We start from the raw sequence: 22,219 nt of genomic DNA, 5'->3' as shown, positions 1-22,219 counted from the left end.
GCGGGGCGACGCCACGGGCGATCACCTCATCGTCACTTGCCGCCTACGTCGCTCCCTCTATCTGCTATGCCCTAACGTCACCCCGTCCGGTGGTGACCGAGGGTGGTTCATGGAATCGATCTACTACGTCATGTGCTGGGCCTGCCACCGACGCTGCCGGCACTGCTACGAGGATCGGTTCAGGCCCTATGTCAGGAATGAGCTCGCCGGCGTGCTGGCGCAGGCCAAGGCGAACTTCCCGCGGGTGTTCGATCATCTGCCCGAGCGCATGACCTATCTCGATCGCAACGATCCAGCGCCCGACGGTTCCCTGCCGGAGAAGACGAGCCGCATTATCCTCTCGGGCGGGGAGGCGCTCCTCGACCCCGTGCGCCAGGAGGTCACGTATCCGGTGATCGAGCAGCTCGCGGCGCGCTATGCCGGTCGCGGCGGCATCAAGATCATTGTTCAGACCACGGGCGACCTTCTCACCGAGCGGATCCTCGACGATCTCCTGAGCCGCGGCATCTACATGATCTCGGTCGCGAGCCTCGACAACTTTCATGTGGGCCTGGAGGGCGAGGCAAAGCAGGCCGCCTTCAAGGAGCGCCTCACCCGCATGTTCGAGGCGGCCGGCATGCACGCTTCCGGCCTCGCGCACACCAAGCGGAACTGGCACGAGGAGGATGGCCCGCTCTACTCGTTCTTCGGCGCGAGTCCGGAGAGCTGGATCGGGAAGATCTGGCCGCGCGGGCGAGGGTGGCTCAACGATCTCTCGAAAGCGACGCTCGACGACAATTTCTGCAATCGCTGGTCGGGCGGGCTCGGCTTCCTGGAGCATGGCTTCAACGGCTCCGAGGTCTCGATCGAGCCGGACGGGGCGGTCTACCCCTGCTGCATCAAGACCAAGCGGCCTCTGGGCAACCTCGTCGAGGAGAGCCTCGTCGAGATCCTGGATTCGCTGAAGGACGAACCGGCCTTCCAGGCCATCAATGCCGGGGCGCCCGCGCGCATGGGTCTCGCCCATGGCTGGAGCGAAGCCGACTTCGTCGAGCGCTCGAAGACTCTCACGCCGGCCGGGCGCCCCTACCAGAACCTCTGCATCGGCTGCGACGCGTTCCACGAGGACGTGTTAGGTCCCGTTCTCGAAGGCGCTCGCGCACGGCGGTTCGCGCGCCGAGCCACACTCGCCCCCGCCTGATCCCGGACACCCACCAATGCGCCTTCTCGCCTGCCTCTCCGCGGCTCTGTGCCTTCTCGTCCAGCCTGCGCCCGCGGCCGAAACGCGGCCATGGGACGAGGTGACCCGGGCGGCTCGCGGCCAGACGGTAAACTGGAACGCCTGGGCCGGCGATCCTCAGACGAACGCGTTCATCACCTGGGTCGGCACGCAGGTGGAGAAGCGCTACGGGGTCCGCGTCAACCACGTGAAGCTGAAGGACACGGCGGAGGCCGTGACCCGGGTCGTGGCCGAGCGAACGGCGGGACGCGACGAGGGCGGCGGCGTCGATCTCATCTGGATCAACGGGCCGAACCTCCTGTCCATGAAGAGCGGGGGTCTTCTGTACGGGCCCGTCACCGGGGCATTGCCGAGTTTCCGGCTGGTCGATACCGCGAAACGACCCTCCAACGTGGTGGACTTCACGGTCCCCATCGACGGATACGCCGTGCCCTGGCGGATCGCGCAGATCGTCTACGTATACGATTCGGCCCGCACGCCGGCCGACACGCTGCCTCGCTCCATACCAGGCATGCTCGATTGGGCCCGGAAGAACCCGGGCCGCCTCACGCATCCGAACGTGCGCAATTTTCTCGGCGCGACCTTCCTGAAGCAGGCCCTCTACGAGCTCGCGCCCGATCCGGCGGTGCTCCAGTCGCCCGCGACGGACGAGACCTTCGGGCCGGCGACCGAGCGGCTATGGGCCTGGTACGAGGCCCTTCGTCCCAATCTCTGGCGCCAGGGCCGCACCTTCCCGGAGTCCGGGCCGGCACAGCGCCAGCTTCTCGCCGACGACGAGATCGATCTCGCGATCTCCTTCAATCCCTCGGAGGCCGCCGTGGCGATCGCGGGCGGGCTCTTGCCGGACACGGTGCGGGTGCTCGTCCTGGACAAGGGAACGATCGGCAACACGAGCTTCGTGGCGATCCCCTACAACGCGGCCAACAAGGAAGGCGCCATGGTCGTCGCGAACTTCCTGCTCGAACCCGCGACCCAGGCCAGGGCCCAGGACCCCAAGGAGATGGGAAACTTCACGGTTCTGGACCTCGACAAGCTCACGCCGGAGCAGCGCCGGCTCTTCGACCGCCCGGCCGACGCGAAAGGCCTGCCGACGAACGCGGAGCTCGGCACCGCGCTGCCCGAGCCCCATCCCTCCTGGATGACCCGGATCACGGCGGAGTGGGAACGGCGCGTCGCGCGCTGACCCTATGTGGCTCCGCCTCGCCCCCGCAGTGACGCTCGCCCTGCTGATCGGGCCCATCGTGGTGGGCCTTGCCTGGACCCTGCTCCCGGCCTTCGGCCATCTCCCGGCGATCGGCGTGCAGGGTCCATCCCTTCAGCCGTGGCGAGCGCTTCTGGCGACGCCGGGTCTCGCGGCCTCTCTGCAGGTCACGGTCACGGCAGGCCTTGGAGCGACGATCCTGTCGCTCGGGCTGGCGTCGGCCTTCTGCGCCCTCGCGAGCGGCTCGACCCTTTATCGCCGCGCGGCCCGCTTCCTTGGCCCGCTCCTGTCGACGCCCCATTCAGCCATCGCGCTCGGCTTTGCCTTCCTCATCGCCCCGAGCGGCTGGCTCGTCCGGCTCGTCTCTCCAGAGCTCACCGGTTGGAGCCGCCCGCCAGCCGGGCTGGTCACGGTCGGCGACCGGTTCGGTTTGTCGCTGATGGGGGGGCTCCTCCTCAAGGAGGTGCCTTACCTCGTGCTCATGGTTATCGGCGCATCCAACCAGGTCCCCGTGAGGCAGGCGCTCACCGTATCCCGCGCCCTGGGCCAGCGTGGGCCGGCCGCTTGGCTGAAGGTGGTCCTGCCGCAAATTTATCCCCAGATACGCCTGCCGCTCTACGCAGTGCTCGCGTTCTCCCTGTCCGTCGTCGACATTGCGATCATCCTGGGGCCGGGGCAGCCGCCGCCTGTGGCCGTGCTGGCGACGCGCTGGTTCTCGGACCCTGATCTGGCGCTCTACCCCGTCGCCGCCGCAGCCGCCGTGCTCCAGCTGGCCATCGTGGGCGCCGCGATCCTGTGCTGGCATCTCGCCGAGCGTCCGGCGGGCCGGCTCGGGCGGCTCTGGATCGAACGGGGCTCGCGCGGCGCATTAAGCGCCTCATTGGTACGCGTCGCGGGTGCGGGCGCGCTCGCGGTCGGTGCGCTCGGGCTCGCGGCCATCCTGCTCATGGCCGTGTGGTCCATCTCGGTGGCGTGGCGCTATCCGGATGCCCTGCCGGGCGCGTTCGCTCTGACGACATGGCGGGCACAGGCCGGGGCGGTGGCGCCATTGCTGGCGAATACCGTCCTCGTCGGTGCTGCCTCGACGCTGCTCGCCCTTGCTCTCACGCTGGGATGCCTCGAGAACGAGGGGAGGGTGGGCCGAAGGGGCTCGGCCGTCGCCCTGTGGCTCGTCTATCTTCCCCTTCTCGTGCCGCAGATCGCGTTCCTGTTCGGCGTCCAGGTCGCGCTGGTGCGCCTCTCCCTCGATGGCACCCTAGCTGCGGTGGTCTGGAGCCATCTGGTGTTCGTCCTCCCTTACGTGTTCCTCTCCCTCGCCGACCCATATCGCGCCCTCGATCCGCGCTACGCGGCGACCGCTGCCGCCCTTGGGGCGGACCCGGGGCGTGTATTCGTGACGATCAAGCTGCCGATGCTGGTGCGGCCGGTGCTCATCTCGGCTGCCGTCGGGTTCGCAGTGAGCGTCGGGCAGTACCTCGCGACGCTGTTCCCCGGTTCCGGGCGCATCGCGACCCTCACGACAGATGCCGTGACCCTGTCGAGCGGGGCCGACCGGCGGATCACCGGCGTGTACGCCGTCCTCCAGGCGGCGCTCCCGCTGATCGTTTACGGCGCAGCCCTCGCGCTGCCGGCGGCCCTGCACCGCAACCGTGCAGGCCTCCGCCCGTGACGCACGCCGGCACCCTCGACTTGCGGGACGTCACGATCCGATTGCGCCGGAGCGGGGTCGCCATATTCGACGGACTCGGCCTATCCGTCGGCCCCGGAGGGGTCACGACGTTAATGGGCCCGAGCGGGTCGGGCAAATCCACCCTGCTCGCCTTCTGCGGTGGCTCCCTCGACCGTGAAGCCTTCACGGCTCAGGGGGCCGTCCTGATCGGCGGGGAGCGCGTCGAGGCGCTCCCGCCGGAGCGGCGACGGCTGGGGCTGCTTCTCCAGGATCCGCTTCTTTTCCCGCACCTGTCGGTCGCTGGAAACCTTCTCTACGGCTTGCCCCGTCAGAGGGCACGGGGCAGGAGCGAGCGGCGACGCATCGTCGAGGACGCGCTGGGGCAGGCGGGTCTGCAGGGCTATGCCGACCGGGATCCCACCACCCTGTCCGGCGGGCAGCGCGCACGGGTCGCGTTGTTGCGCACCCTTCTCGCGGAGCCGCGGGCACTCCTGCTCGACGAGCCGTTCTCAAAGCTCGATGCCGCTCTGCGTGAGGACGTTCGCGCCTTCGTCTTCGATCACGCCCGGGCGCGCGGCCTCCCGACCCTCCTCGTCACGCATGACGAGGCGGACGCCCGGGCGGCGGGCGGGCCGGTGGTCCTGGTGGAGCGCTGATAGGGGCTGCCGACGATGCGGGTCAGCGGCTCGCGCCGGGCCGTAGGACACGCTCGACGGCAAAGCCGGCGACGAACCCCATTCCGGCACCTAGCATCTTGACCAGAGCGTCCACGAGGCGGCCATGCCGGTCGGGCAGGAGATTTTGCGTGACCTCAAGCAACCCGGCGGCAAGCAGGATGCCGAGGACGATGGCGGGGCGATGCCGCGGATAGCCGAGCCAGAACGCCGCCGCGCAGCCGGCGAAGGCGAGGAGGCGTTCGACGCCGGCTGCGGATGCGACCGTCGGGCGAAGATGAAGGGGCGAGAGGGTCGCCAGCACGATCACGAGGAGCGTGCCCCAGCCGAGCCATCGCGCGAGGCGCGACAGCGTCATGCCACGCATGTCGGCCACCTTCGCATGAGGAGCGCCGCGCCGGCTGGCGCGGGACGCACCCATATCGCGGCCGACGGGCACGGTGCCCGCGTTTTCGATCGAAGCGCCGGCACGACCGCAGGCTCCGTGATGCCGCGGCGCTCCGTCAGCATCCGCGGCAGACGCCGTTCAGGGAAGAGCGGATCCTGCGGTTCCACGCGGCCTCAAGGGTCTGCTGACGCTTGATCGCTTCCGGCGCGACCTCCGATACCGTCTTGGCCCGATCCGCTTGCCCGGCGGTCGGCCGCGGGCCTGCCGGCGGGCTGACCATTGGGGACGGGACCGTCTGAGCGTTGGCGAGGGTCGATCCGACGAGGAGCAGCGGCACGGATATGGAACGAAGCATGGGCATCATCCTGGATTCGCCGCGGGACATTACCGCCGAGCTTCGTTCCTGTCCCCCGCGGACTCCCGCAAGAGGACGGGAGCGCCCGAACGTACGACACACGCCGCCGAGGCTCCGGGCACCCCTGTGCTCACAGAAACGGCAATCCGCCGGTCACCGTGTAGATGCCCCCGCTCATGTAGCTGCCCTCGTCACAGGCCAGCAGAACATAGATCCCCGCGAGCTCCCGCGGCTGACCGGGACGGCCGAGCGGGGTGTCCTTACCGAAGCTCGCCACCTTCTCGGGCGGCATCGTGGACGGGATCAGGGGCGTCCAGATCGGTCCCGGAGCCACCCCGTTCACCCGGATGCCCTTCGAGCCGAGCATCTGGGCAAGACCGGCGGTGAAGTTCGAGATGGCGCCCTTCGTCGACGCGTAGGCGAGCAGCATCGGAGTGGGCTTGTCCGACTGGATGGATGTCGTGTTGATGATGGACGAGCCTGGCTTCATGTGCGGAACGGCCGCCTTGGCGAGGTAGAACATCGCGGAAATGTTCGTTCGGAACGTGTACTCCCACTCCTCGTCCGGGATGTTCTCGATCGAATCGTAGGTGCGCTGGAACGCGGCGTTGTTCACGAGGATGTCGATACGCCCGAATTCCTGGACGGCCCGGGCCACGATGGCACGGCAATGCTCAGGATTCGCGATATCGCCGGGCACCAGGATGCAGCGACGCCCCGCCGCCTCGACATGGCGGGCGGTCTCTCGGGCATCCTCGTCCTCCTGCCGGCTCAGATAGCTGACGAGCACGTCGGCTCCCTCGCGGGCATAGGCGATGGCCACTGCTCGTCCGATGCCGCTGTCACCGCCCGTGATCACCGCGACGCGCCCGACGAGCTTCTCGGCGCCACGATAGCTCGTCTCGCCGTGATCGGCCTTCGGCGTGAGCTCCGATTCGGTGCCGGGCGGCTGGATGGGATCTTGATGCGACGGGCTCATACGGGCGCTCCTGCTGGCGTGCCCGTATGAAGCGCCCCGCGCCCGCAGGGTTCCCGCGGGCGGAGCTGATCGCGCCGAAGGCCGCCGCTCATCGCAAGATGAGGCGGAACGCGGCGGTCCTCCGGGGGGACGGCCGTGCGCCTCCTGTCGCGGACGGCCGCTTCAGGGTTAGTCGGCCGCGGCGAGCAGCTTCTTGTACATGGCCGAGTAGTTCTTCTTCAGCCCGGCGCAGAACGCGGCCTTGTCCTTCTTGGCTTCGCCTTCGAGGGCGCCCCGGGCAGCCGCGATCTCCACCTTCGTGAGCCCGGCCTTGCCGCGCAGGAAGTGCTTGGACTCGCCGATCTCGACGAGCTCGTCGCCATCGATGTCGACGTTGTCGCACAGCGACTCGGCAACCTCGATCGCGACGGCATCAAGGATGAGATCCTGCAATGCGGCCTTGTCGGGGCTCTGCGCGTGCACCGGGCCGGACAGCAGCACGGCGAAGACGAACGGCACGGCGAGCGATTTCAGGTTGAACATGGAAGCCCCCAGAGAGGGCTCTACGGCCCCGCTGCACCGCTACATGATTTCGCGGGCCGCGCCAGTGCCGAAACCAGAATTCGCGTGAGGCGGTTAAGGTTCGGTGAGCAGGGGCTCGCCGCGTGGGAGCAGGGCGCTTGTCGGACACTTTCGCAGTTCTTGCCTATGAGGAGGGGGTCCTCTCCGAGGCTTCGCGCCACGGGACGCGTGAGAGGGCCGAGCACGCATTCACAGCGGCCGTCGAGACCGCCGACGGGCTGAGCGGCGAGACGGGCGCCTGGTACCGTGTCGAGCTTTGGTGCGGCGAGGTTCTGCTCGGCCTGTTCGATACGGCCGACCGGCCATGAGCGATTGCAGGCTTCGCGGACCTTCGCGGTGATCGCTATCCGCAACTCATTGCGACCAGGGCTTGCAGCGCGCCGAATCGCGGCTAAGCTTAAGCTCCTGAGCGGGTTGGCATGAGGGCTCTCTCGATGTTGCGGCTGATTGTATCCGTGATGGGAGGCCTGCTCGTGCTTCCGGCAGCTGTTCGCGCGCAGGATGGCAATGCCCTCGCGCAACGATGCCGTCTGGAGGCGTTCAGACAGGTCGGAGGAGGTGTGCAACCCGTCGAGCTGGTCACGCGGCTGCAGGACCAGTGTATACGGCGGGGCGGGCCGGCCGGTGGGACTGAAGGGCGCCTCAGCGCCTCACGCACGGCTCAGCGCACCGCCGTCGTCGGCAAGCCGCTCAAGCTGGATCATCACATGAGCCTGAACCCGGACTGCACCAGCATGGGCTATCCGGAAGCCCGGATCATCAAGCCCGGCAGCATCGGGACGGTTTCAACCAGGAAGGCGGCCGATTTCTCGCTGTTTCCGGCGTCTAATGCTCGTCACGTCTGCAACGCGAAGCGCGCGAGCGCGACCCAGGTCTGGTACGTGGCATCGAGGGCCGGATCGGACACCGTCTCGACGCGGGTGATCTTCCCATCGGGAAATGCGGTCACTAGGACCTATGTCATCGAAGCCGTGCGATAGGGCTTGAGCCCCGGTCGCGCGCCTGCCCTCTTGCCCTGATATTGTCCGGGTTGCCACACCCGCCGGGGCGGTGGCGGAAGGGGTGTCCGCCGTACTAGCGTTCGCAGCAGTTCTCTCCGGGTCGCGCGGGCTCTGAAATCCCTGGGCTTTCCAGCCACTTTGTTCTCGCCAGTTCGCCGCAGTCCGCTACAATCCGCGCTCTCCGTTGGGGTGAAAGTTAGGGTGAGCGCCCATGGCACGGTTGACTAAGCGTCTCTCCGCCCGGGACGTAGCCACGAAAACGGAGCCTGGGCGCCATGCTGACGGCGATGGCCTGTACCTCGTTGTAGATGCCGGCGGGGCTCGGCGTTGGGTGTTCCTGTACCGCCAGAATGGCCGGCTCAAGGAGATGGGTCTCGGCAGCACGAACGCTGTGAGCCTCGCGGAGGCTCGTGCGAAAGCCGCCGAGTGCCGGAAGCAGCGCGCGTCAGGGCTCGACCCGATTGCGGCTCGCCGGGCGCAGAAGGCCGCGAAGGATGCCCAGCTCACCTTTGGTGCGTTCGCTGACGCTCTCGTGGACGAGCTCGCCCCCGGGTTCAGGAACGCCAAGCACCTGGCTCAGTGGCGAATGACGCTCAAGGAATATGCAGCCCCTCTGCGCGCCAAAACGGTGGATGGGATCAGCACCGACGATGTGCTTGCCGTCCTCGCGCCGCTGTGGACCAAGCGCCCCGAGACGGCTTCCCGCCTGCGTGGACGGATCGAACGGGTTCTGGATGCGGCCCGGGCGCGTGGCCTGAGGTCGGGAGAGAACCCGGCTCGGTGGCGCGGTCACTTGGACCAACTGCTTCCTCGGCGGAAAAAGCTCACGCGGGGACATCATGCTGCGATGCCGTTCAGGGAGGTTCCGGCTTTCGTGAGAGGCCTTCGCGAGCGTGAGGGCGTCGCCTCGCTCGCACTTGAGTTCTGCATCCTGACTGCCGCGCGCTCTGGCGAGGTGTTCGGTGCCCGCTGGTCCGAGATTGATCGGAAGGCGAAGGTGTGGACCATTCCGGCCGAGCGAATGAAAGGGGGCAGGGAGCATCGCGTGCCGCTTACCGATCGTGCCCTTGAGATCCTCGCCGCGGTCGAGACCATCCGAACGAGCGACTACGTTTTCCCGGGACAGCGGAAGGGCCGGCCCCTTTCGACCATGGCTATGGAGATGCTGCTACGGCGCATGAAGATCGAGAACGCAACGGTCCACGGGTTCCGGTCGTCGTTCCGGGATTGGGCGGGAGAGAGCACCAGTTTCCCGCGCGACGTGGCAGAGGCGGCTCTTGCCCATGTGGTTGGTGATGAGACGGAGCGCGCCTACAGGCGTTCGGATGCTCTGGAAAAGCGACGCCGCCTCATGGCGGCGTGGGCGGGTTTCGTCGGGGGAGGGGCGCCCGATGTCGTGACCTTGAACGATCGGCGGCGTGGGTCGGCCTAGTCTGCCTTTGATCGGCGCTTCGGGTTGATCGATTGGTCTGTCTTCCGTTCACTCGCCATGATTTCGCTGAGGGGCTTCGTGCCTGGCGGAGTGCCTTCCGGGTTTGGAGCCGGCCCAACATATCGGCTCTCGCTACCGTCTCCAGTCCAGCGATTGCTGACGTGCAACGAAAACTCCTCATGCATGATGTCGTTGTTCCAGACCATCGCATCGTCGGCGGTCCAGAAGCCGAACATCTCCGGTGAGCGTCCCTTATCTCCCTGACCAGCGGTGGAGGAGCCTGCACCGGGAGTGCTGATGTCGCTTTCGCCATCCCAGGTGTAAATCTGGACTATGTGATTGAGAGCGGTTCTCAGCGCCGTTCGTGCTTGATCCTCCGTCCATCCAACCTTCTCAGCGGTGCGCCGAATTCTGGCGATAGTTTCGGCAATTGAAGTGTGCAGCTCAGTCGTGAGCTGATCCGCCAGAATGATGTCGCGTTGAATGCTCTTTTCGAGACGAGCTTCAACCTCTTCGCTCAGCGAGCGTCCAGAAATCTTAGAAGCGGCAACTATGGACTGGTAAACCTCATCGCTCACCCGGTTCGTGATGTTGCGCCGCGCAGCCTCGACCGGGTGCTTCCTCGGCCTCCCTGGGCCCCTCTTTTCGTGTTCCGCGCTCACGATCCGTCCTCCTCACGCTAGTTTGTGCCTGGATATCACGGAAAAAAACGCTTGAACAGAGGGAGTGCGTGTGCTCATAGTTTGATGCCTGGATTTCAAGGCATAAACTCGGAGCGTGCTCATGGACGATGAGATCACCCGGGACCTCCATACGAAGCTGAGCGTCCCGTTATGGCCGACCGCCGCTCGTGCGCTCGGGCTCGGAAGGAATGCGGCGTATGCGGCCTTCGCGCGTGGTGAGATCCCCGGGCGAAGGTATGGGGCTCGCCGCATCACGGTGCCCACGGCGCCTCTGCGCAAGATGCTAGGCATCGACGGGCAGGAGGCGGCTTGATGAATCCTCCAGTCCACGCAGGGCGCTCGCCCATGCTGTTCACCCCTGACGAGGCGAGGGCGAGCCTGCGCATCGGCCGGACGAAGTTCTGGGCCGAGGTGAAGGCCGGGCGCTTGCGCGTCGTGAAGCTCGGCGCCGCCACTCGCGTCCCCGCCGAGGAGCTTGATCGCTATGTCGCGAGCTTGCCGGCTCGCGCCGCCTAAGCCCCGTCCGCAGCCGCTTCAAAGCGGCGCGCCCTGTCCCGAAGGCCGCAAAAGAACGGCCTCGACACGGGGATGCCGCGCGAGGCCGAAGGAAAGTCACGTTTCATGCTCGCAATCTCTATCACGGTCGGCGCCCCGCGCAAAATCGCGACCCCGATGAACGACAACCTGGCGGGCGCTAAGTCGCTCACTCCTGTCGGCTCCTACGTCGTCCGGCAGCTCGCCCGCCGCTCTGGCCTGACGCCGGCACACGCCATGCTCATTGCCGAACTCGCCGGGCTCACCAGGGACACGCACCATGGGTAATCCGTCCCCGCGGCTGGTCCCCTTCGGCGAGTGGTACGACCTCGCCAAATGGCTCCGCGACAACGACGGCGGGCGCCTCACGCCCGAGGAACGCCGGTTCGTCAACGACATGGCTCAGCCCCTGCCCATGCGGCGGGGGCGGACCCCCACACCCCGCCAATTCAACTGGCTGCGTACCATCGCGGCCACCCTGTCCCCCGACCGGAGGGTGAACAATGGCTAACTCCCGTCTCGCTCGCTCCATTCTGTCGTCGGTCGATCGCATCGCCGAGGCGGTCGCCAACGACGTGGACGTGTCTGTTGCCGACATCGCCGAGATCGTCACGCGCATGGACGTGGCTATGTCCCGCCTCCGCCTCGTGCTTCAGCGCGGCGGCCGACGCGTCGGTGATCCCATCGTCTCTAGCACTCCGGACGAGGTGGCCTGATGAACTCGCACGCTACTCCGCTCCTCGACGCCGCCCTGTCTTATGCCGGCGCGGGGATCCCGGTGTTCCCGGTCGCCCTCGACAAGACCCCGCTGCATAAGCGTGGTTTTCACATTGCCGAGACCGAGCCCTCTGCCGTGCGCGCCCTGTTCGGCGCACCCGGTGCAGCGGGCGTTGGCATTCCGATGGGACCACTCTCTGGCGTTTGGTCCTTGGACATCGACCGCGAGAAGATCGACCCGACCACGGGCGGAGTCATCCCTGCGGGTGAGCAGACCCTTGCTGCGCTGGTGGAGCGTCATGGCTCTCTGCCAGCCACCATTGAGCAGCGGACCGGCGGCGGCGGTCGGCAGCTCCTATTCAAGTGGTCGGGAGAGCGCATCCGCAGCCGAGCGCGTGATCTCGGCCCCGGACTTGATACGCGAGGTGTGCGTGAGGACGGCACGCCCGCGGGCTACATCGTGGTGCCGCCGAGCCGCCATCTCTCGGGTGGGTTCTACACCTGGCTGAGCTCCACGACCGACTTCTCCAAGGCAGCGTCCGCCCCCTTGTGGCTGGTGTTTCTCTGCACCTTCAATAAGCGGGTACGTGAGGCCCTTGCCGGGCTGGGCATTACCGGGCCGGACGGCTTCTCGGGGTTGCCCCCGTCCGATTGGCCCGACCAAGCGGCTCGCCTCCTAGCCGATGCGAACCGGGAGCGGGCGGGCCAAAAGCGAAACGGTTTCGCATTCGAGGCTGAAGGCTCGGCGCGGGAGCGTTATGCTTTGGTCGCCATCGACGGTGAGTTGGAAAAACTGTCGGGCACGATGCCGGGCGCGCAGGACGAGACCATGAACGCCACGGCGTTCTCGGTCTGGTGCCTGATAAAGAGCGCTGGTCTGGAGGCCCGTTCTGGCGAGATCCGCGCCGCCTACCTTGATGCCTGCCGCTCTCTCCCGAACGGCGCCGGCAAGCGGCCTTGGACCAAACAGGATTTCTTGGCGAAGTGGGAGCGGGCGCAGCGGGACAGCAGACCCCGCGACCTATCCCACGTCGGCCAGGCCAAGCGGGAAGGTTTTGGCCCTAATGGCACTTCTGGCACGCGACCCGTAGATGAGGACGACAACCGGGCGCAGTCTCGGCGTGAGGCGCCCCGGTCGGTCGATTGGGGGCCTGCCGACCTCTCGCTCCTCGGTTCGGGGCGCCGAGCAGCGCCGCCCTTCCCCCTGGAGGCGCTGGGCCCGTTCTGGGCGGAATGGTCGACGCAGCGGGCGCACGCTGCCTCCGCTCCGGTCGACTATGTGGCGACCGCCCTCCTCACGAGCGCCGGGGCCCTGATCGCGAACGTCCGCTGGCCCGTGGCCGGCGCCGGGTGGTCCGAGCCCCCCGTCTTGTGGATGGCGGAGGTAGGTCCCCCGGGTGCGAGCAAGAGCCCGGCCATCGACGCGGTGCTTCGTATCGTCGGCCACGCCGAGGATCGCCTTGCCGCCGGGTTCGAGGCCGCGCTGCGGGATCACGAGACCAAGTGCGAGGTGGCGAAGGTCAAGTTCGAGGCCTGGAAAGCCGAGATCGCCCTGGCCGACAAAAACGGCGTGCCCCCGCCGCCCAAGCCCGACGACGCTGGAACGCCGGAAGCGCCCGTGCGGCCGCGCGTCCGGGTCGGCGATGCCACGACGGAGAAGCTGGCGGTGTTGGCTGCCGGCCTGCCGCGGGGCCTGCTCCTCGTGCGGGACGAGCTGTCCGGCTGGTTCGGCAGCTTCAATCGCTACAACGGCGGCGGGGCGGATCGCGCGTTCGGCCTGGAGGCGTACGGGGGCCGCTCCTTCACGGTCGATCGCATGAAGAACCCCGAGCCCATCCGCATCCGGCATCTATCGGTCGGCGTGCTTGGTGGCGTCCAGCCCGACAAGGTGTCCGTCATCACGGACGGTCCCGATGACGGCATGGCCTCGCGCCTTCTATGGTCCTGGCCCGACGACGCTCCCGTCTTTCGTCTCGCCCGCGACCGGGGGGACGATCGCGCCGCGCAGGAAGCGTTCGGGCGCCTGGCCGACCTCCCCATGGGCTCCGACGACATGGGCCGCCCCGAGCCCATCCGCCTGCCGCTGGAGCGGGCGGCTGAGGACGCGCTGGAGGAGTTCGCCCGCGATGCCCAGGCGGACGCAGCGAACGCGGCGGGCCTCTATGCCGGCGCGCTCGGCAAGGCTCGGGGCCACGTCCTTCGCCTCTCGTGCATCCTGGAGCACCTGTGGTGGGCGGCGGGCGCCACGGATCGCGAGCCCCGCGAGATCTCGGCGCGCGCTGTAATGGAGGCCGCCGGGCTGATGGAAGCGTATTTCCTGCCCATGGCGGCGCGAGCGCTCGGCGATGCCGCGATCCCCGAAGCTGAACGCCACGCCATGGCTCTGGCTCGTCAGTTGCGGCGCGACGGCCATCCGACCTTCAACGCCCGCACGGTGGGCCGGACCATGGGCACCGCGCTCCGCGATCCCGCGAAGATGAAGGCCGCGTGCGACGCGCTCGTGGAGGCTGGATTGATCCGGCGAGTGATCAAGCCGGTGGGCACGAACGGCCGTCCGCCGCTGGATTTCGAGGTCAATCCGCTGGTGCTGCGGAGGGCTGCGGCATGAGCAAATGGTTCGCCCGGGCACGCTCCGAAAATTTCTATAGGAGTGGCGTGCCAAAAGCGTCAAAACGGACACAAGACCCCGCAAGGGTTGAAAGCGCCTCAGATGACGCAACTACTGGCACCCAATCGGATTTCGATGCCGATAGCCTCGCCGAGCGTGAGGCCATGGCCCTGGAGGGCGGTGTTCCCGCCCTCTACGCCCGCGCCTTCGCGGTGCTCCAGGTGGTCCAGCCGGCGGGCGTGGATCTCGACCACTGGCATCGCGCCATCAACGACGCCGGCCTCCTGCTCGACGCCCGGGGTGACGAGGCCGAACGCCTGGGCTGGCCCGACGCCGACGTGATCGCGCTCGCCTGGGCCCTCAACGGCGCTTCTGTCTCCACCCTGACCACCACGACGGCCCGCCTCTCGGACGGCCGCACAATCGAACGGGGGCGCTCGTGAGCGGCTGTGATCCTATTCCCTATGACAAGCGCGAGTTCGTCAGCCTGCGGGCTGCCGCCGAGACGATCGGCGTGCATCAGGAAACCGTCCGCCTCTGGTGCCTGCGCTACCACATCGGTCGCATGGTCGGCGGGCGCTGGAAGGTGAGCCGCCCGGCCCTCGCCATGTTCGTTGAGCGCGATCGGGCCGCCCTCGTCGCCTATGTCGGCGGTGACCGAGCTTCGCCAGCCGTTCGCGGCTACTTCGAGCGGGCGGGGCTCGTGCCCCTTACAGGAGGGCGCGCAAATGGCTGACCATCACCCTGCCTCGCCTATGGAGGCGTTGCGCCGCGGTGCGCTCGCGGACCTCGACAACGCCGCCGATTGGCTTTCGACCCTGCGGACGATCATTGAGCAAAAGCAGGGGATCGCGGACACATCGGAAGTGGTCTGGAACGGCGCCCAAGACGCGCTGTGGTCAGCTTACCTGAAGATCGCCAGTTACCGGGACATCCAAGATTGTGACGGCAGCGGCTAATTTCGTTCCAACAACTCCAAAAGATACAAGAGCGTCGATTGTCTAACCTTACGGGATCGTGGACCCTGCGTCCGTGATCCTGGAGGACGACATGGGCGATCTTTCATTCCACCGCGAACGGGAGGCGTTCGGCGACCGGATCGGCATCCGGGCTCCCCTCGACCTTCGGCCCCGCGTCCACGAGGCGGCCCGGGTTGCCGGCGTCACCGCGGCGGAGTTGATCCGGCAGGCCGTCGAGGCGCACGTCTCGCGCATCATGGACGAGCAGGCCCGCCCCGAGCGCCGGGTGGAGGGCTGAGCATGGGCCTGTTCGACGTTTTCTCCTCGAAGAAGCAGCGGGACCGGCTTCAGTCGGCCGCCAACATCGGCACCGACTACATCAATGCCGGCCGGGACGCCTTTCGAGGGGACCTGACCGCCGGCCTGGATCGCGCTCGGTCACAATACGGGCAGGCCGGCTCGACGCTTCAGGCGCTCGGCGATCGGTATCTCCCCGGTGCCAACCTCTACATGGACAGCCTCGGCGTGAACGGCGCCGCGGGCAATCAGCGGGCGGTCGGGGCGTTCCAGGCGGGCCCTGGGTATCAATGGGCCATGGAGCAGAGCCAAGACCAGCTAGACCGGCGCCAGGCGGCCCGGGGGCAGCTCGGATCCGGCAACACGTCGGCCGACAGCGTGAAGCTGGCGCAGGGCCTCGCGAACCAGGAATACGGCGGCTGGCAGAACCGGCTACAAGGCCTCGACGATCGGCTCTACGGCGCTCGCACGGGGCAGGCCGGGCTTCTCGCGAGCCTAGGAAACCTGGAGTACCAGGGCGGTCGCGACCTGGGACAGAACTCGTTCAACGCCCTCTCGAGCATCGGGCAGCTTCACTCAAACACGCAGGCGCAGCAGGCGCAGGCCAGCCAGCAGGCGAGCCAGAACATCTTCGGCGCGGCCATGGGGCTCGGGCAGCTCGGGTTGTCTGCGCTCGGGTCGGGTCTGGGAAGCGGCTTCTTCGGAGGCGCCAGCACGCTCAGCAGCCTTGGTGACAGTCGCACGCTCAGCCCCGCCGCCTTTGCGCAGCGCGCTTTCGGCTCCCCGATCTATTGAGGCCCGCCATGAACTCCAATCCCATCTTCGGCATGATCGCGGGCTTGGGAGACGCCTTCACGTCCTCCTATGCGGCGGGTGAGAAGCGCGCTCGGGAAAACCGTCTGCGACAGACGCTGAGCGGCCTTGCCGCGGGCGGCAACTATGCCGAGGCGGGGCGGCAGCTCATAGCGGAGGGTGAAGTTGGGGGCGGTGTCAGCCTGATCAAGCTGGGCGAGGATCAACGCCTTCGCCAGCAGCAGCTAGAGGCCGGCCAGGCGTTCGGGCAGTCCCTGAGCGGCCTCCTGGGTGGCGGCGGTGGGGGCGGCGGCTTCCAGGCTCCTCCACGGGCACCCGCCGGTTCCCGCGTCTCGAGCATCGGCCCCGACATAGCGGATCCCGAGGGCGTCTCCGGCGACTTCCTGCGGGCGCGCAACGCGGACCCGGTTGGGCCGGGTATCCGCCCCATCCTCAACCTGGCTCGGCGCGATGGCGGCAACGATTATGGAGCTTTGACCTTCAAGCAGGACGGCACTCCCGGCGGCTCTGCCGAACTTGGGAACATGACCATCGCTCAGGTCATGGAGTTCCAAAAGCAGATGCCGGCGCAAGGCCACGCCTCTACGGCGGTCGGCGCTTATCAGATGATCAGCCCGACCTTGGCGCGCGCCGTTGAGGCGGAAGGGCTCGACCCTGCCACCACGCGCTTTACGCCTGAGGTGCAGGACCGCCTTGCGGCTCGTCTCGTGCGGATGCGCGGCTTTGACGACTACCAGGCCGGGCGGATGCCGGCCGACACCTTCGCCCGCAACCTCAGCCAGGAATGGGCCGCTTTGCCCAAGGACGCGAGCGGCGCGGGCACTTACGACAACTTCAACGGCAACCGCGCGTCCGTGCCCTGGGCTGAGGTGGCCGGCGCCCTCGGCGGGCAGGGTGCGGCTGGGATACGGGTCGCCGGTCCCGGAGCCGGGCAGATCTCCGCGCCCTACACACCCGGATCGGGCGCCCCCATACAGTCGCTCGCGAACCTCGGCAACCCGCCGACCTCTCGGGCCGATGTCGATGCGCGATATGGGCCGAACGGCGCGACGCCGAACCGGCGCGCCTATGCCTCCCTGACGGCCGACATGCCGAACTCGGGGGCTACGCCGCTCCCCTCCGGGCCGTCTGCACCTGGCGCTGCTGACATGCCGGCGGTGGGCTCGGCGCCGGCGCAGGCCTCGGGCTTCGCTGTTCCGGGTGGTGGGGGTGTCCTACCGACGCCGCGCCAGGTGGACGCTCCGGTTCAGGGTGCCCCTGGCGGGCAGGGCCCTCAGCCGCAGCGCGGCGGGTTTGATCCGCAGCGCCTCGTCCAGGCCATCCCCATGCTGGCGCAGGCTGCCGGCAGCGCCGCTCTCCCGGAGGGGCAACGCAACGTCGCCAACACCCTCCTCGGGCAGGCGCTCAAGGCGGCCGATCCAAGCTGGTCCATCGTGGACCTCGGGCCCCAGGGGCGGGCGCACTACAACCCGCGCACCCGGGAAATGATCCCGATCGCTGGCACGGCGCAGACCTATACCGACCTGCCGCAGGCCAATGGCGAGATCCTGCAACGGGACGCGACGGGCAAGCTCTCGGTGGCCCGTCCCGGCGACAAGGGGACGAGCGACGTTCAAGAGTACCGCCTGTACCAGGAACAGGCGCGCGCTCGCGGACAGGAGCCCGAGGACTTCACGACGTGGAACCGGGGCAACAAGCGCGCGGGCGCCACGACGATCAACAACATCCCCGGGCAGGGCAAGTTCGAGGAGACGCTGGCGGCGAAGCAGGCCGAGCGGTGGAACGGCTACATCATCGCCGCCGACGAGGCGCAGGCGCGGCTTGGGGACATCGAGACCCTGCGGGAGACCTCGCGGCGGGCCGGCTCGCAGGGATCGTCGGCCAACTTCAAGGCGCTGGTCGGCCCCTATCTCGAGAGTGCGAAAATCCCGGTGGAGGGCCTGGATGATATCCAGCTCTACGACAGCCTCGTGAAGCGCCTGGCCCCGCAGATGCGGGCGCCCGGGTCCGGCTCCACCTCGGACATCGAATACAAGGGCTTCGTCGCCTCGATCGGGCCGCTGTCGAACAGCCCCGCGGCGCGGGAAATGATCTTCGACACCTTCGAGGCAGCCTCGCGCAACGAGCTCGCCCGCGGTGAGATCGCCACGCGGCTGGCGACGGGTGAGATCTCCCGCGCGGATGCGGAAAAGCAGCTCCGCGCCCTGCCGACGCCGCTCCAGGCCTTCCGAGAGTTCCGCAAGCAAAATCCCGACCTCGTGGGCGACGCCATCCGGCAGGGGCGGGATGCCGCCAAGCGGTCGGACGCGGGCGGGGTGCGGGTGGCTCCCTTGGGGGAGCGGACGCCGCTCCCTGACGGCTACTCCATGGGTCGCGTGGTGAAGGAAGCGCGCGACGCGGTGGCGGCGGGCCGAGACCGCAACGAGGTGGCCCGGCGCCTGGGCGCCTATGGCCTGAACCCTGACGAGGTGTTGCCCCGATGAGCCTCTTTGACGACGTTCCCTTCGCCGATGGACGGCAGGCGCCCCCGGCCAAGTCGGGCGGCCTGTTCGATGATGTGCCGATTGCCTCGAAGCCGGGCGTTGTAGAGGACGTGGCGCGCTCGTCCGTGTCGGGCGCCGGGCGGGGTGTCGCGGGCCTCTGGGGCTTGCCGGGGACGTTCCAGACTGGCGTTGATTGGGCGATAGGGCAGACCCTTGGTCGTGCCGAAAACTATCTCACCACTGGCTCCCCCACCCCCATGACCTCGGACGATGTGCGCCGGCTGGCAACGGAGCGGATGCCGAACAGGAGCCCAATCCCCGATCCAACGGACATATTCAACGTTGAGGCGGCGCAATCGGTCATCAATCGCGCCCCGGGGATGGCCTATAAGCCCCAGACCACGGCGGGCGAGTATGCCGGCACCCTGACCGAGTTCGCCACCGGCTTGCCCTTCACGGCCGGAACTTGGCTGCAAAGGGGTGCGCAAGTCGTCATCCCTGCCCTGACCTCCGAGACGGCAGGGCAAGCCGCGCGCCGGATCTCGCCGGACCTGGAGGGCCCGGCCCGCATGGTCGGGGCCCTTGGCGGCGCGTTCGGCACCGCTGCACTCCAGCGCCCGACCACGGCGCAAGGCATCTTCCGTGAAGCCATGGGGAATGTGGATGACGCCGCGATCATGCGGGCGCAACGCCTCATGGACGACGCAGCGGCGCAGGGCGTGCGCCTGACCGTCCCGGAGGCGGTCCAGCAGGCCACGGGCGGCGCCACGCGGCTTGCCGACCTCCAGCGCGTCGTCGAGCAGTCGGCCGGCGGCGGCGAGGTGATGCGCCCGTTCATGGCGCAGCGCGCGGGCCAGGTGCAGGCTGCGGGCGAACGTGCCACGGGCATGTTGTCAGATCTCGCCCTTGACCCCGGGACCACGGGCTTTCGCACGCAGAGCGCCGCCCGCGCTGCGATTGCCGAGACGCCCGAGGGCGTGGCCCTTGCCGAGCGGGTGGCCCTGAACGCTCCTCGCACCACGGCGGACGATGCCGGCGCGGTGATCCAACCCGCGCTTCGGCAGGCCTATGAGCGCCGCGAGGGGATGCGCTCGGCGCTGGCCGATGGGGACTATGCGGCGGCCCGGAACGCTCCTGCCAACGTGCCCCTGGATGGCGGCTATGGTGTGCGGGACGTGACGAGCTTCGGCCTGAGGCCCGAGCCGTTCGTGGACTTCCCCGTGCCGGTCCCCGGGGCGCCACCCCGGGCAAACCGCTCTGCCAGCACCTTTGAGGAGCGCATTGACCGACTCGCCGACGAGCGACTTGCGAGGGTCAACGCGGCAGACAATGCCCCGTCCACCCCGCTTGATCGCGCCCTTTCCGCCGCGAGCGCGGCAAGCCGTTCCGTTGGAGACGATGCCGCCTCGTCCATCGTTTGGGCCATGCAAAACGGGCGGCAGGATATCGCCCTGACGATCGTCGAGCGGGCCGAGCGTGCCGCGCAACAGAGCGCCGGACAGCGCCCGGGGTTGCCTGCGAGTAATCCGCGCTTTGCGGAGGCCGAGGCGGCCCTGCGTACCGCAGCACAAGAGGCAGCGACGGAAGCGGCTCAACTGCGGCGGCTCTACGAGCTTCGCAGGGCCGAGTTGCCGGCTGCGACGGTCGACACCTCCGGGCCCGGTGCCGCGCCCAGTCGGCCGACCGGCCCGGCCCCTGAGCCCCTGTCGCAGTTCATCGCCCGCAACGGCGGCATCCAGCTCGATGCGGACCTCGCCCATGCCGGCCTCGACAAGTTCTCGGTGCCGTTCGCTGGGCGGGTAGCGCGTCCTGACGGAAAGTCGCTCGACGGCTTCTGGCGCGAAAAGCTGATCGAGGCGGGCTACCTCCGGCCGGGCCCCGACGGCTCGATCGCCCGCAACGTTCGGGATGAGGTGATCGACCTCCTGCGCCGGGAGCAGGCCGGCGGCCCTCGCACTTATGCGGCGGGCGAGGCTGGATCGGTGGATGCTCGGGCTGCTGCCCGTGTCGAGACGCGCAATGCCGAGATCCTGGGCGACGCCCGGCGCTCGTTCCTGAAAGAGCTGGAGGACGGGGGCTATTCCACCAGGGGCATTGATCAACGGGCGGTGGACCAGGCGGCGGAAGCCCTCGCCTCGGGGCGGCCGGATTACATGGACGTATTTGAGCGCGCCGTCATGGCTCGCCCGGTTGACGAGTTCGTGGCACCGGCCACCACGGGGCGGATGATCCCGGACGTGCAAACCGAACGGATGCCGGTGGTGGGACTGCGGCCGACGCAATACGGGCAGGTTGATGCGCGGCCGGTGGTCGCCGCGATCGACAGCATCTTGGAGACAGCGAAGGGTGCGCCGCGGCAGGCTCTCCAGGCGGCTCGCCAGGCGCTCGCGCGGGGGGATGGCTCGATCGACACCACGGTGGCCGGGCTCCATGCCTCGCGGGAGGCAATCACCGACCTCATCAGCCAGGCCAAGCAGGCGGGCGCCGGCAACTCCGTCACGCAGCTCCGGGACGTGCTGGGGCAGCTCGATACGGCCCTGGAGGCGGTTCCGGCCTATGGTCAAGCCTCCCGCAACTTCGCGGCTGCCTCTCGCCCCCTGGAGCCGTTCGGGGAAAGCCGCGTGCCTGGGCAGATCGTGCAGCGCGATCAGTACGGCCGTGACTTCACCATGCCGCGAGAACAAGCGCCGCAAGCCCTGGAGCGGGGCGGCGCGTCCGCGGCACGGGACTTCAACGAGGTGGCGACGCCGGCAGCCCGGCAGTCGTTCGAGAACTACCTGACGACGCGCATCCTCGACGCGGCGACGGACGCGAGCGGCAACATCTCGGCCGATGGCCTCATGCGGGCCCTGCGGGACAGCGAGGACGTGGTGCGGCAGTTCCCGGGCGTCACGCGCCGGGTGGACGAGATCGCCACGGCGCGGCGCGGGCTGGCGCCCGTGGAGGCGGGTCCGCTCGGGCAGGTCGCGGCACAGAACGAGGTGCTGAAGCAGGCCCGGGCGCTGCTGCCGAACCAGCCGGCGGCGGGCATCGACCGAACGGTGTCCCAAACGGTGCGGCGAGTGGTGGCGAAGGACCCGGACGCAGCTCAGAACCTCGTCCGGATCTACGCCAAGACGGTCTTTGACGAGGCGACGCAGAACCTCCAGGGCGGCCCCAATGCGTTCGGCGGGGCGGGGTTCGCGGCGGCGATCGTCGGCAACCCGCAGCAGGCGCGCAACCTCGAGGCCGCGGTACGGGCGCTCCCGAACGGGCATAACCGCTGGGACGGCTTCCGGCGCTTCCTCGACGTGATGGAGGCCACAGGCCAACGGCTGCCGGCCAACTCCTCGACCTCGGCCAACGAGGCCATTCGCACGCAGCTAAAGCAGGGAAGCCCCCTGGCCGAGGTGGGGAACGTCATCCGCTCGGGCGGGACCACGGTGGGTCGGCGGTTATCCGACTTCTACGAGCAGGCGCGCCTCGGGCAGAACACGACGAAGCTGGCGGAGATCTTCACCAACCCTGCCGCGGAGGGGCTGCTACGGGAGCTGTCTAGGGCCCCGGTGGGGTCCGCCAAGGCTCAGGGGCTCGCGCTGCGCCTGACCTTCTTTGGGGAGCGCGCCGCCAACTCGCCGAACGCGGCGGGCCAGGCGGGCCGCTAGGT

23 protein-coding genes are annotated in these 22,219 nt (G+C 68.4%); 19 read left to right on the top strand and 4 right to left on the bottom strand.

All coding sequences use genetic code 11. From position 1 onward, the window contains the following. The first annotated feature begins 109 nt into the window (after positions 1–109). Genes F0L46_RS05075 through F0L46_RS05060 form a run of 4 tightly spaced genes read left to right on the top strand, consistent with a single transcriptional unit; the run spans position 110 to position 4,745 of the window. Positions 110–1,180, top strand: coding sequence for a radical SAM/SPASM domain-containing protein (locus F0L46_RS05075; RefSeq protein ID WP_149815954.1), 1,071 nt, complete (start codon positions 110–112; stop codon positions 1,178–1,180). A 16-nt stretch (positions 1,181–1,196) separates the two neighbouring features. Continuing rightward, a complete protein-coding gene (locus F0L46_RS05070) occupies positions 1,197–2,402 on the top strand; it encodes an ABC transporter substrate-binding protein (RefSeq protein WP_149815953.1) in 1,206 nt (401 codons plus the stop codon). A gap of 4 nt (positions 2,403–2,406) precedes the next feature. Next, on the top strand, positions 2,407–4,089 hold the full coding sequence (locus tag F0L46_RS05065) for an ABC transporter permease (RefSeq protein WP_149815952.1): 1,683 nt from the start codon (positions 2,407–2,409) through the stop codon (positions 4,087–4,089). Continuing rightward, entirely contained in the window at positions 4,086–4,745 is a 660-nt protein-coding gene (locus F0L46_RS05060; protein ID WP_149815951.1) for an ATP-binding cassette domain-containing protein, read from the top strand. Before F0L46_RS05065 ends, F0L46_RS05060 begins: the two co-directional genes overlap by 4 nt. Before the next feature lie 22 nt (positions 4,746–4,767). Here the strand turns inward: F0L46_RS05060 and F0L46_RS05055 are convergent, their stop codons facing one another. The 3 genes from F0L46_RS05055 to F0L46_RS05045 form a co-directional block, all read right to left on the bottom strand. After that, complete coding sequence (locus F0L46_RS05055) at positions 4,768–5,130, bottom strand: VanZ family protein (protein ID WP_149815950.1); 363 nt, start codon at positions 5,128–5,130, stop codon at positions 4,768–4,770. 506 nt (positions 5,131–5,636) lie between these two features. Beyond that, a complete protein-coding gene (locus F0L46_RS05050) occupies positions 5,637–6,485 on the bottom strand; it encodes an SDR family oxidoreductase (RefSeq protein WP_149815949.1) in 849 nt (282 codons plus the stop codon). Between the two features lie 168 nt (positions 6,486–6,653). Beyond that, positions 6,654–7,007 carry a hypothetical protein gene (locus F0L46_RS05045; RefSeq protein WP_149815948.1) on the bottom strand — a complete coding sequence of 118 codons (354 nt, stop codon included), beginning with the start codon at positions 7,005–7,007 and terminating at the stop codon, positions 6,654–6,656. Between the two features lie 137 nt (positions 7,008–7,144). Between F0L46_RS05045 and F0L46_RS05040 the strand changes: the two genes are divergently transcribed. The 3 genes from F0L46_RS05040 to F0L46_RS05030 all read left to right on the top strand — a co-directional run bounded on the left by F0L46_RS05040 (position 7,145) and on the right by F0L46_RS05030 (position 9,479). After that, positions 7,145–7,354, top strand: coding sequence for a hypothetical protein (locus F0L46_RS05040; RefSeq protein ID WP_149815947.1), 210 nt, complete (start codon positions 7,145–7,147; stop codon positions 7,352–7,354). 126 nt (positions 7,355–7,480) lie between these two features. Further along, positions 7,481–8,026 carry a hypothetical protein gene (locus F0L46_RS05035; RefSeq protein ID WP_210247602.1) on the top strand — a complete coding sequence of 182 codons (546 nt, stop codon included), beginning with the start codon at positions 7,481–7,483 and terminating at the stop codon, positions 8,024–8,026. Between the two features lie 232 nt (positions 8,027–8,258). Then, positions 8,259–9,479, top strand: coding sequence for a tyrosine-type recombinase/integrase (locus F0L46_RS05030; RefSeq protein WP_149815945.1), 1,221 nt, complete (start codon positions 8,259–8,261; stop codon positions 9,477–9,479). On the opposite strand, the gene F0L46_RS05025 is transcribed toward F0L46_RS05030, so the two are convergent. Continuing rightward, positions 9,476–10,141 carry a hypothetical protein gene (locus tag F0L46_RS05025; RefSeq protein WP_149815944.1) on the bottom strand — a complete coding sequence of 222 codons (666 nt, stop codon included), beginning with the start codon at positions 10,139–10,141 and terminating at the stop codon, positions 9,476–9,478. The genes F0L46_RS05030 and F0L46_RS05025 overlap by 4 nt on opposite strands. Before the next feature lie 333 nt (positions 10,142–10,474). Between F0L46_RS05025 and F0L46_RS05015 the strand changes: the two genes are divergently transcribed. The 12 genes from F0L46_RS05015 to F0L46_RS04960 all read left to right on the top strand — a co-directional run bounded on the left by F0L46_RS05015 (position 10,475) and on the right by F0L46_RS04960 (position 22,217). Beyond that, on the top strand, positions 10,475–10,678 hold the full coding sequence (locus F0L46_RS05015) for a helix-turn-helix domain-containing protein (RefSeq protein WP_149815942.1): 204 nt from the start codon (positions 10,475–10,477) through the stop codon (positions 10,676–10,678). Between the two features lie 72 nt (positions 10,679–10,750). Next, positions 10,751–10,984 carry a hypothetical protein gene (locus tag F0L46_RS05010; RefSeq protein WP_149815941.1) on the top strand — a complete coding sequence of 78 codons (234 nt, stop codon included), beginning with the start codon at positions 10,751–10,753 and terminating at the stop codon, positions 10,982–10,984. After that, entirely contained in the window at positions 10,977–11,207 is a 231-nt protein-coding gene (locus tag F0L46_RS05005; protein WP_149815940.1) for a hypothetical protein, read from the top strand. The genes F0L46_RS05010 and F0L46_RS05005 overlap by 8 nt, the downstream gene beginning before the upstream one ends. Beyond that, positions 11,200–11,412 (top strand): hypothetical protein, encoded by a 213-nt coding sequence (locus F0L46_RS05000; protein ID WP_149815939.1) that lies wholly within the window; start codon positions 11,200–11,202, stop codon positions 11,410–11,412. Before F0L46_RS05005 ends, F0L46_RS05000 begins: the two co-directional genes overlap by 8 nt. Then, positions 11,412–14,021, top strand: a complete 2,610-nt coding sequence (locus tag F0L46_RS04995) for a DUF3987 domain-containing protein (RefSeq protein WP_149815938.1) — start codon at positions 11,412–11,414, stop codon at positions 14,019–14,021. The genes F0L46_RS05000 and F0L46_RS04995 overlap by 1 nt, the downstream gene beginning before the upstream one ends. A 164-nt stretch (positions 14,022–14,185) precedes the next feature. Next, positions 14,186–14,464 (top strand): hypothetical protein, encoded by a 279-nt coding sequence (locus tag F0L46_RS04990; RefSeq protein WP_149815937.1) that lies wholly within the window; start codon positions 14,186–14,188, stop codon positions 14,462–14,464. Next, positions 14,461–14,757: a hypothetical protein gene (locus F0L46_RS04985; protein WP_149815936.1), complete on the top strand. Its 297-nt coding sequence runs from the start codon at positions 14,461–14,463 to the stop codon at positions 14,755–14,757. Before F0L46_RS04990 ends, F0L46_RS04985 begins: the two co-directional genes overlap by 4 nt. Beyond that, entirely contained in the window at positions 14,750–14,980 is a 231-nt protein-coding gene (locus tag F0L46_RS04980) for a hypothetical protein (protein ID WP_149815935.1), read from the top strand. Before F0L46_RS04985 ends, F0L46_RS04980 begins: the two co-directional genes overlap by 8 nt. Before the next feature lie 91 nt (positions 14,981–15,071). Further along, positions 15,072–15,278, top strand: a complete 207-nt coding sequence (locus F0L46_RS04975; RefSeq protein ID WP_149815934.1) for a hypothetical protein — start codon at positions 15,072–15,074, stop codon at positions 15,276–15,278. 2 nt (positions 15,279–15,280) lie between these two features. Continuing rightward, positions 15,281–16,072, top strand: a complete 792-nt coding sequence (locus F0L46_RS04970; RefSeq protein ID WP_149815933.1) for a hypothetical protein — start codon at positions 15,281–15,283, stop codon at positions 16,070–16,072. A gap of 8 nt (positions 16,073–16,080) precedes the next feature. Then, positions 16,081–18,573, top strand: a complete 2,493-nt coding sequence (locus F0L46_RS04965) for a hypothetical protein (protein ID WP_149815932.1) — start codon at positions 16,081–16,083, stop codon at positions 18,571–18,573. Next, positions 18,570–22,217, top strand: a complete 3,648-nt coding sequence (locus F0L46_RS04960; RefSeq protein ID WP_149815931.1) for a hypothetical protein — start codon at positions 18,570–18,572, stop codon at positions 22,215–22,217. Before F0L46_RS04965 ends, F0L46_RS04960 begins: the two co-directional genes overlap by 4 nt. Positions 22,218–22,219: the final 2 nt, after the last annotated feature.

Origin of the sequence: Salinarimonas soli, assembly GCF_008386575.1 — a bacterium.
GTDB lineage: Bacteria > Pseudomonadota > Alphaproteobacteria > Rhizobiales > Beijerinckiaceae > Salinarimonas_A > Salinarimonas_A soli.
Note: the sequence above shows the minus strand (reverse complement) of the source record. Positions and strands in the feature narration are given on the sequence as shown.

Coding starts and splice junctions, on each gene's coding strand:
- F0L46_RS05075 (WP_149815954.1), top strand. CDS start 110: ATGGAATCGATCTACTACGTCATGTGCTGGGCCTGCCACCGACGCTGC.
- F0L46_RS05070 (WP_149815953.1), top strand. CDS start 1,197: ATGCGCCTTCTCGCCTGCCTCTCCGCGGCTCTGTGCCTTCTCGTCCAG.
- F0L46_RS05065 (WP_149815952.1), top strand. CDS start 2,407: ATGTGGCTCCGCCTCGCCCCCGCAGTGACGCTCGCCCTGCTGATCGGG.
- F0L46_RS05055 (WP_149815950.1), bottom strand. CDS start 5,130: ATGCGTGGCATGACGCTGTCGCGCCTCGCGCGATGGCTCGGCTGGGGC.
- F0L46_RS05050 (WP_149815949.1), bottom strand. CDS start 6,485: ATGAGCCCGTCGCATCAAGATCCCATCCAGCCGCCCGGCACCGAATCG.
- F0L46_RS05045 (WP_149815948.1), bottom strand. CDS start 7,007: ATGTTCAACCTGAAATCGCTCGCCGTGCCGTTCGTCTTCGCCGTGCTG.
- F0L46_RS05035 (WP_210247602.1), top strand. CDS start 7,481: ATGTTGCGGCTGATTGTATCCGTGATGGGAGGCCTGCTCGTGCTTCCG.
- F0L46_RS05030 (WP_149815945.1), top strand. CDS start 8,259: ATGGCACGGTTGACTAAGCGTCTCTCCGCCCGGGACGTAGCCACGAAA.
- F0L46_RS05015 (WP_149815942.1), top strand. CDS start 10,475: ATGAATCCTCCAGTCCACGCAGGGCGCTCGCCCATGCTGTTCACCCCT.
- F0L46_RS05010 (WP_149815941.1), top strand. CDS start 10,751: ATGCCGCGCGAGGCCGAAGGAAAGTCACGTTTCATGCTCGCAATCTCT.
- F0L46_RS05005 (WP_149815940.1), top strand. CDS start 10,977: ATGGGTAATCCGTCCCCGCGGCTGGTCCCCTTCGGCGAGTGGTACGAC.
- F0L46_RS05000 (WP_149815939.1), top strand. CDS start 11,200: ATGGCTAACTCCCGTCTCGCTCGCTCCATTCTGTCGTCGGTCGATCGC.
- F0L46_RS04995 (WP_149815938.1), top strand. CDS start 11,412: ATGAACTCGCACGCTACTCCGCTCCTCGACGCCGCCCTGTCTTATGCC.
- F0L46_RS04990 (WP_149815937.1), top strand. CDS start 14,186: ATGGCCCTGGAGGGCGGTGTTCCCGCCCTCTACGCCCGCGCCTTCGCG.
- F0L46_RS04980 (WP_149815935.1), top strand. CDS start 14,750: ATGGCTGACCATCACCCTGCCTCGCCTATGGAGGCGTTGCGCCGCGGT.
- F0L46_RS04975 (WP_149815934.1), top strand. CDS start 15,072: ATGGGCGATCTTTCATTCCACCGCGAACGGGAGGCGTTCGGCGACCGG.
- F0L46_RS04970 (WP_149815933.1), top strand. CDS start 15,281: ATGGGCCTGTTCGACGTTTTCTCCTCGAAGAAGCAGCGGGACCGGCTT.
- F0L46_RS04965 (WP_149815932.1), top strand. CDS start 16,081: ATGAACTCCAATCCCATCTTCGGCATGATCGCGGGCTTGGGAGACGCC.
- F0L46_RS04960 (WP_149815931.1), top strand. CDS start 18,570: ATGAGCCTCTTTGACGACGTTCCCTTCGCCGATGGACGGCAGGCGCCC.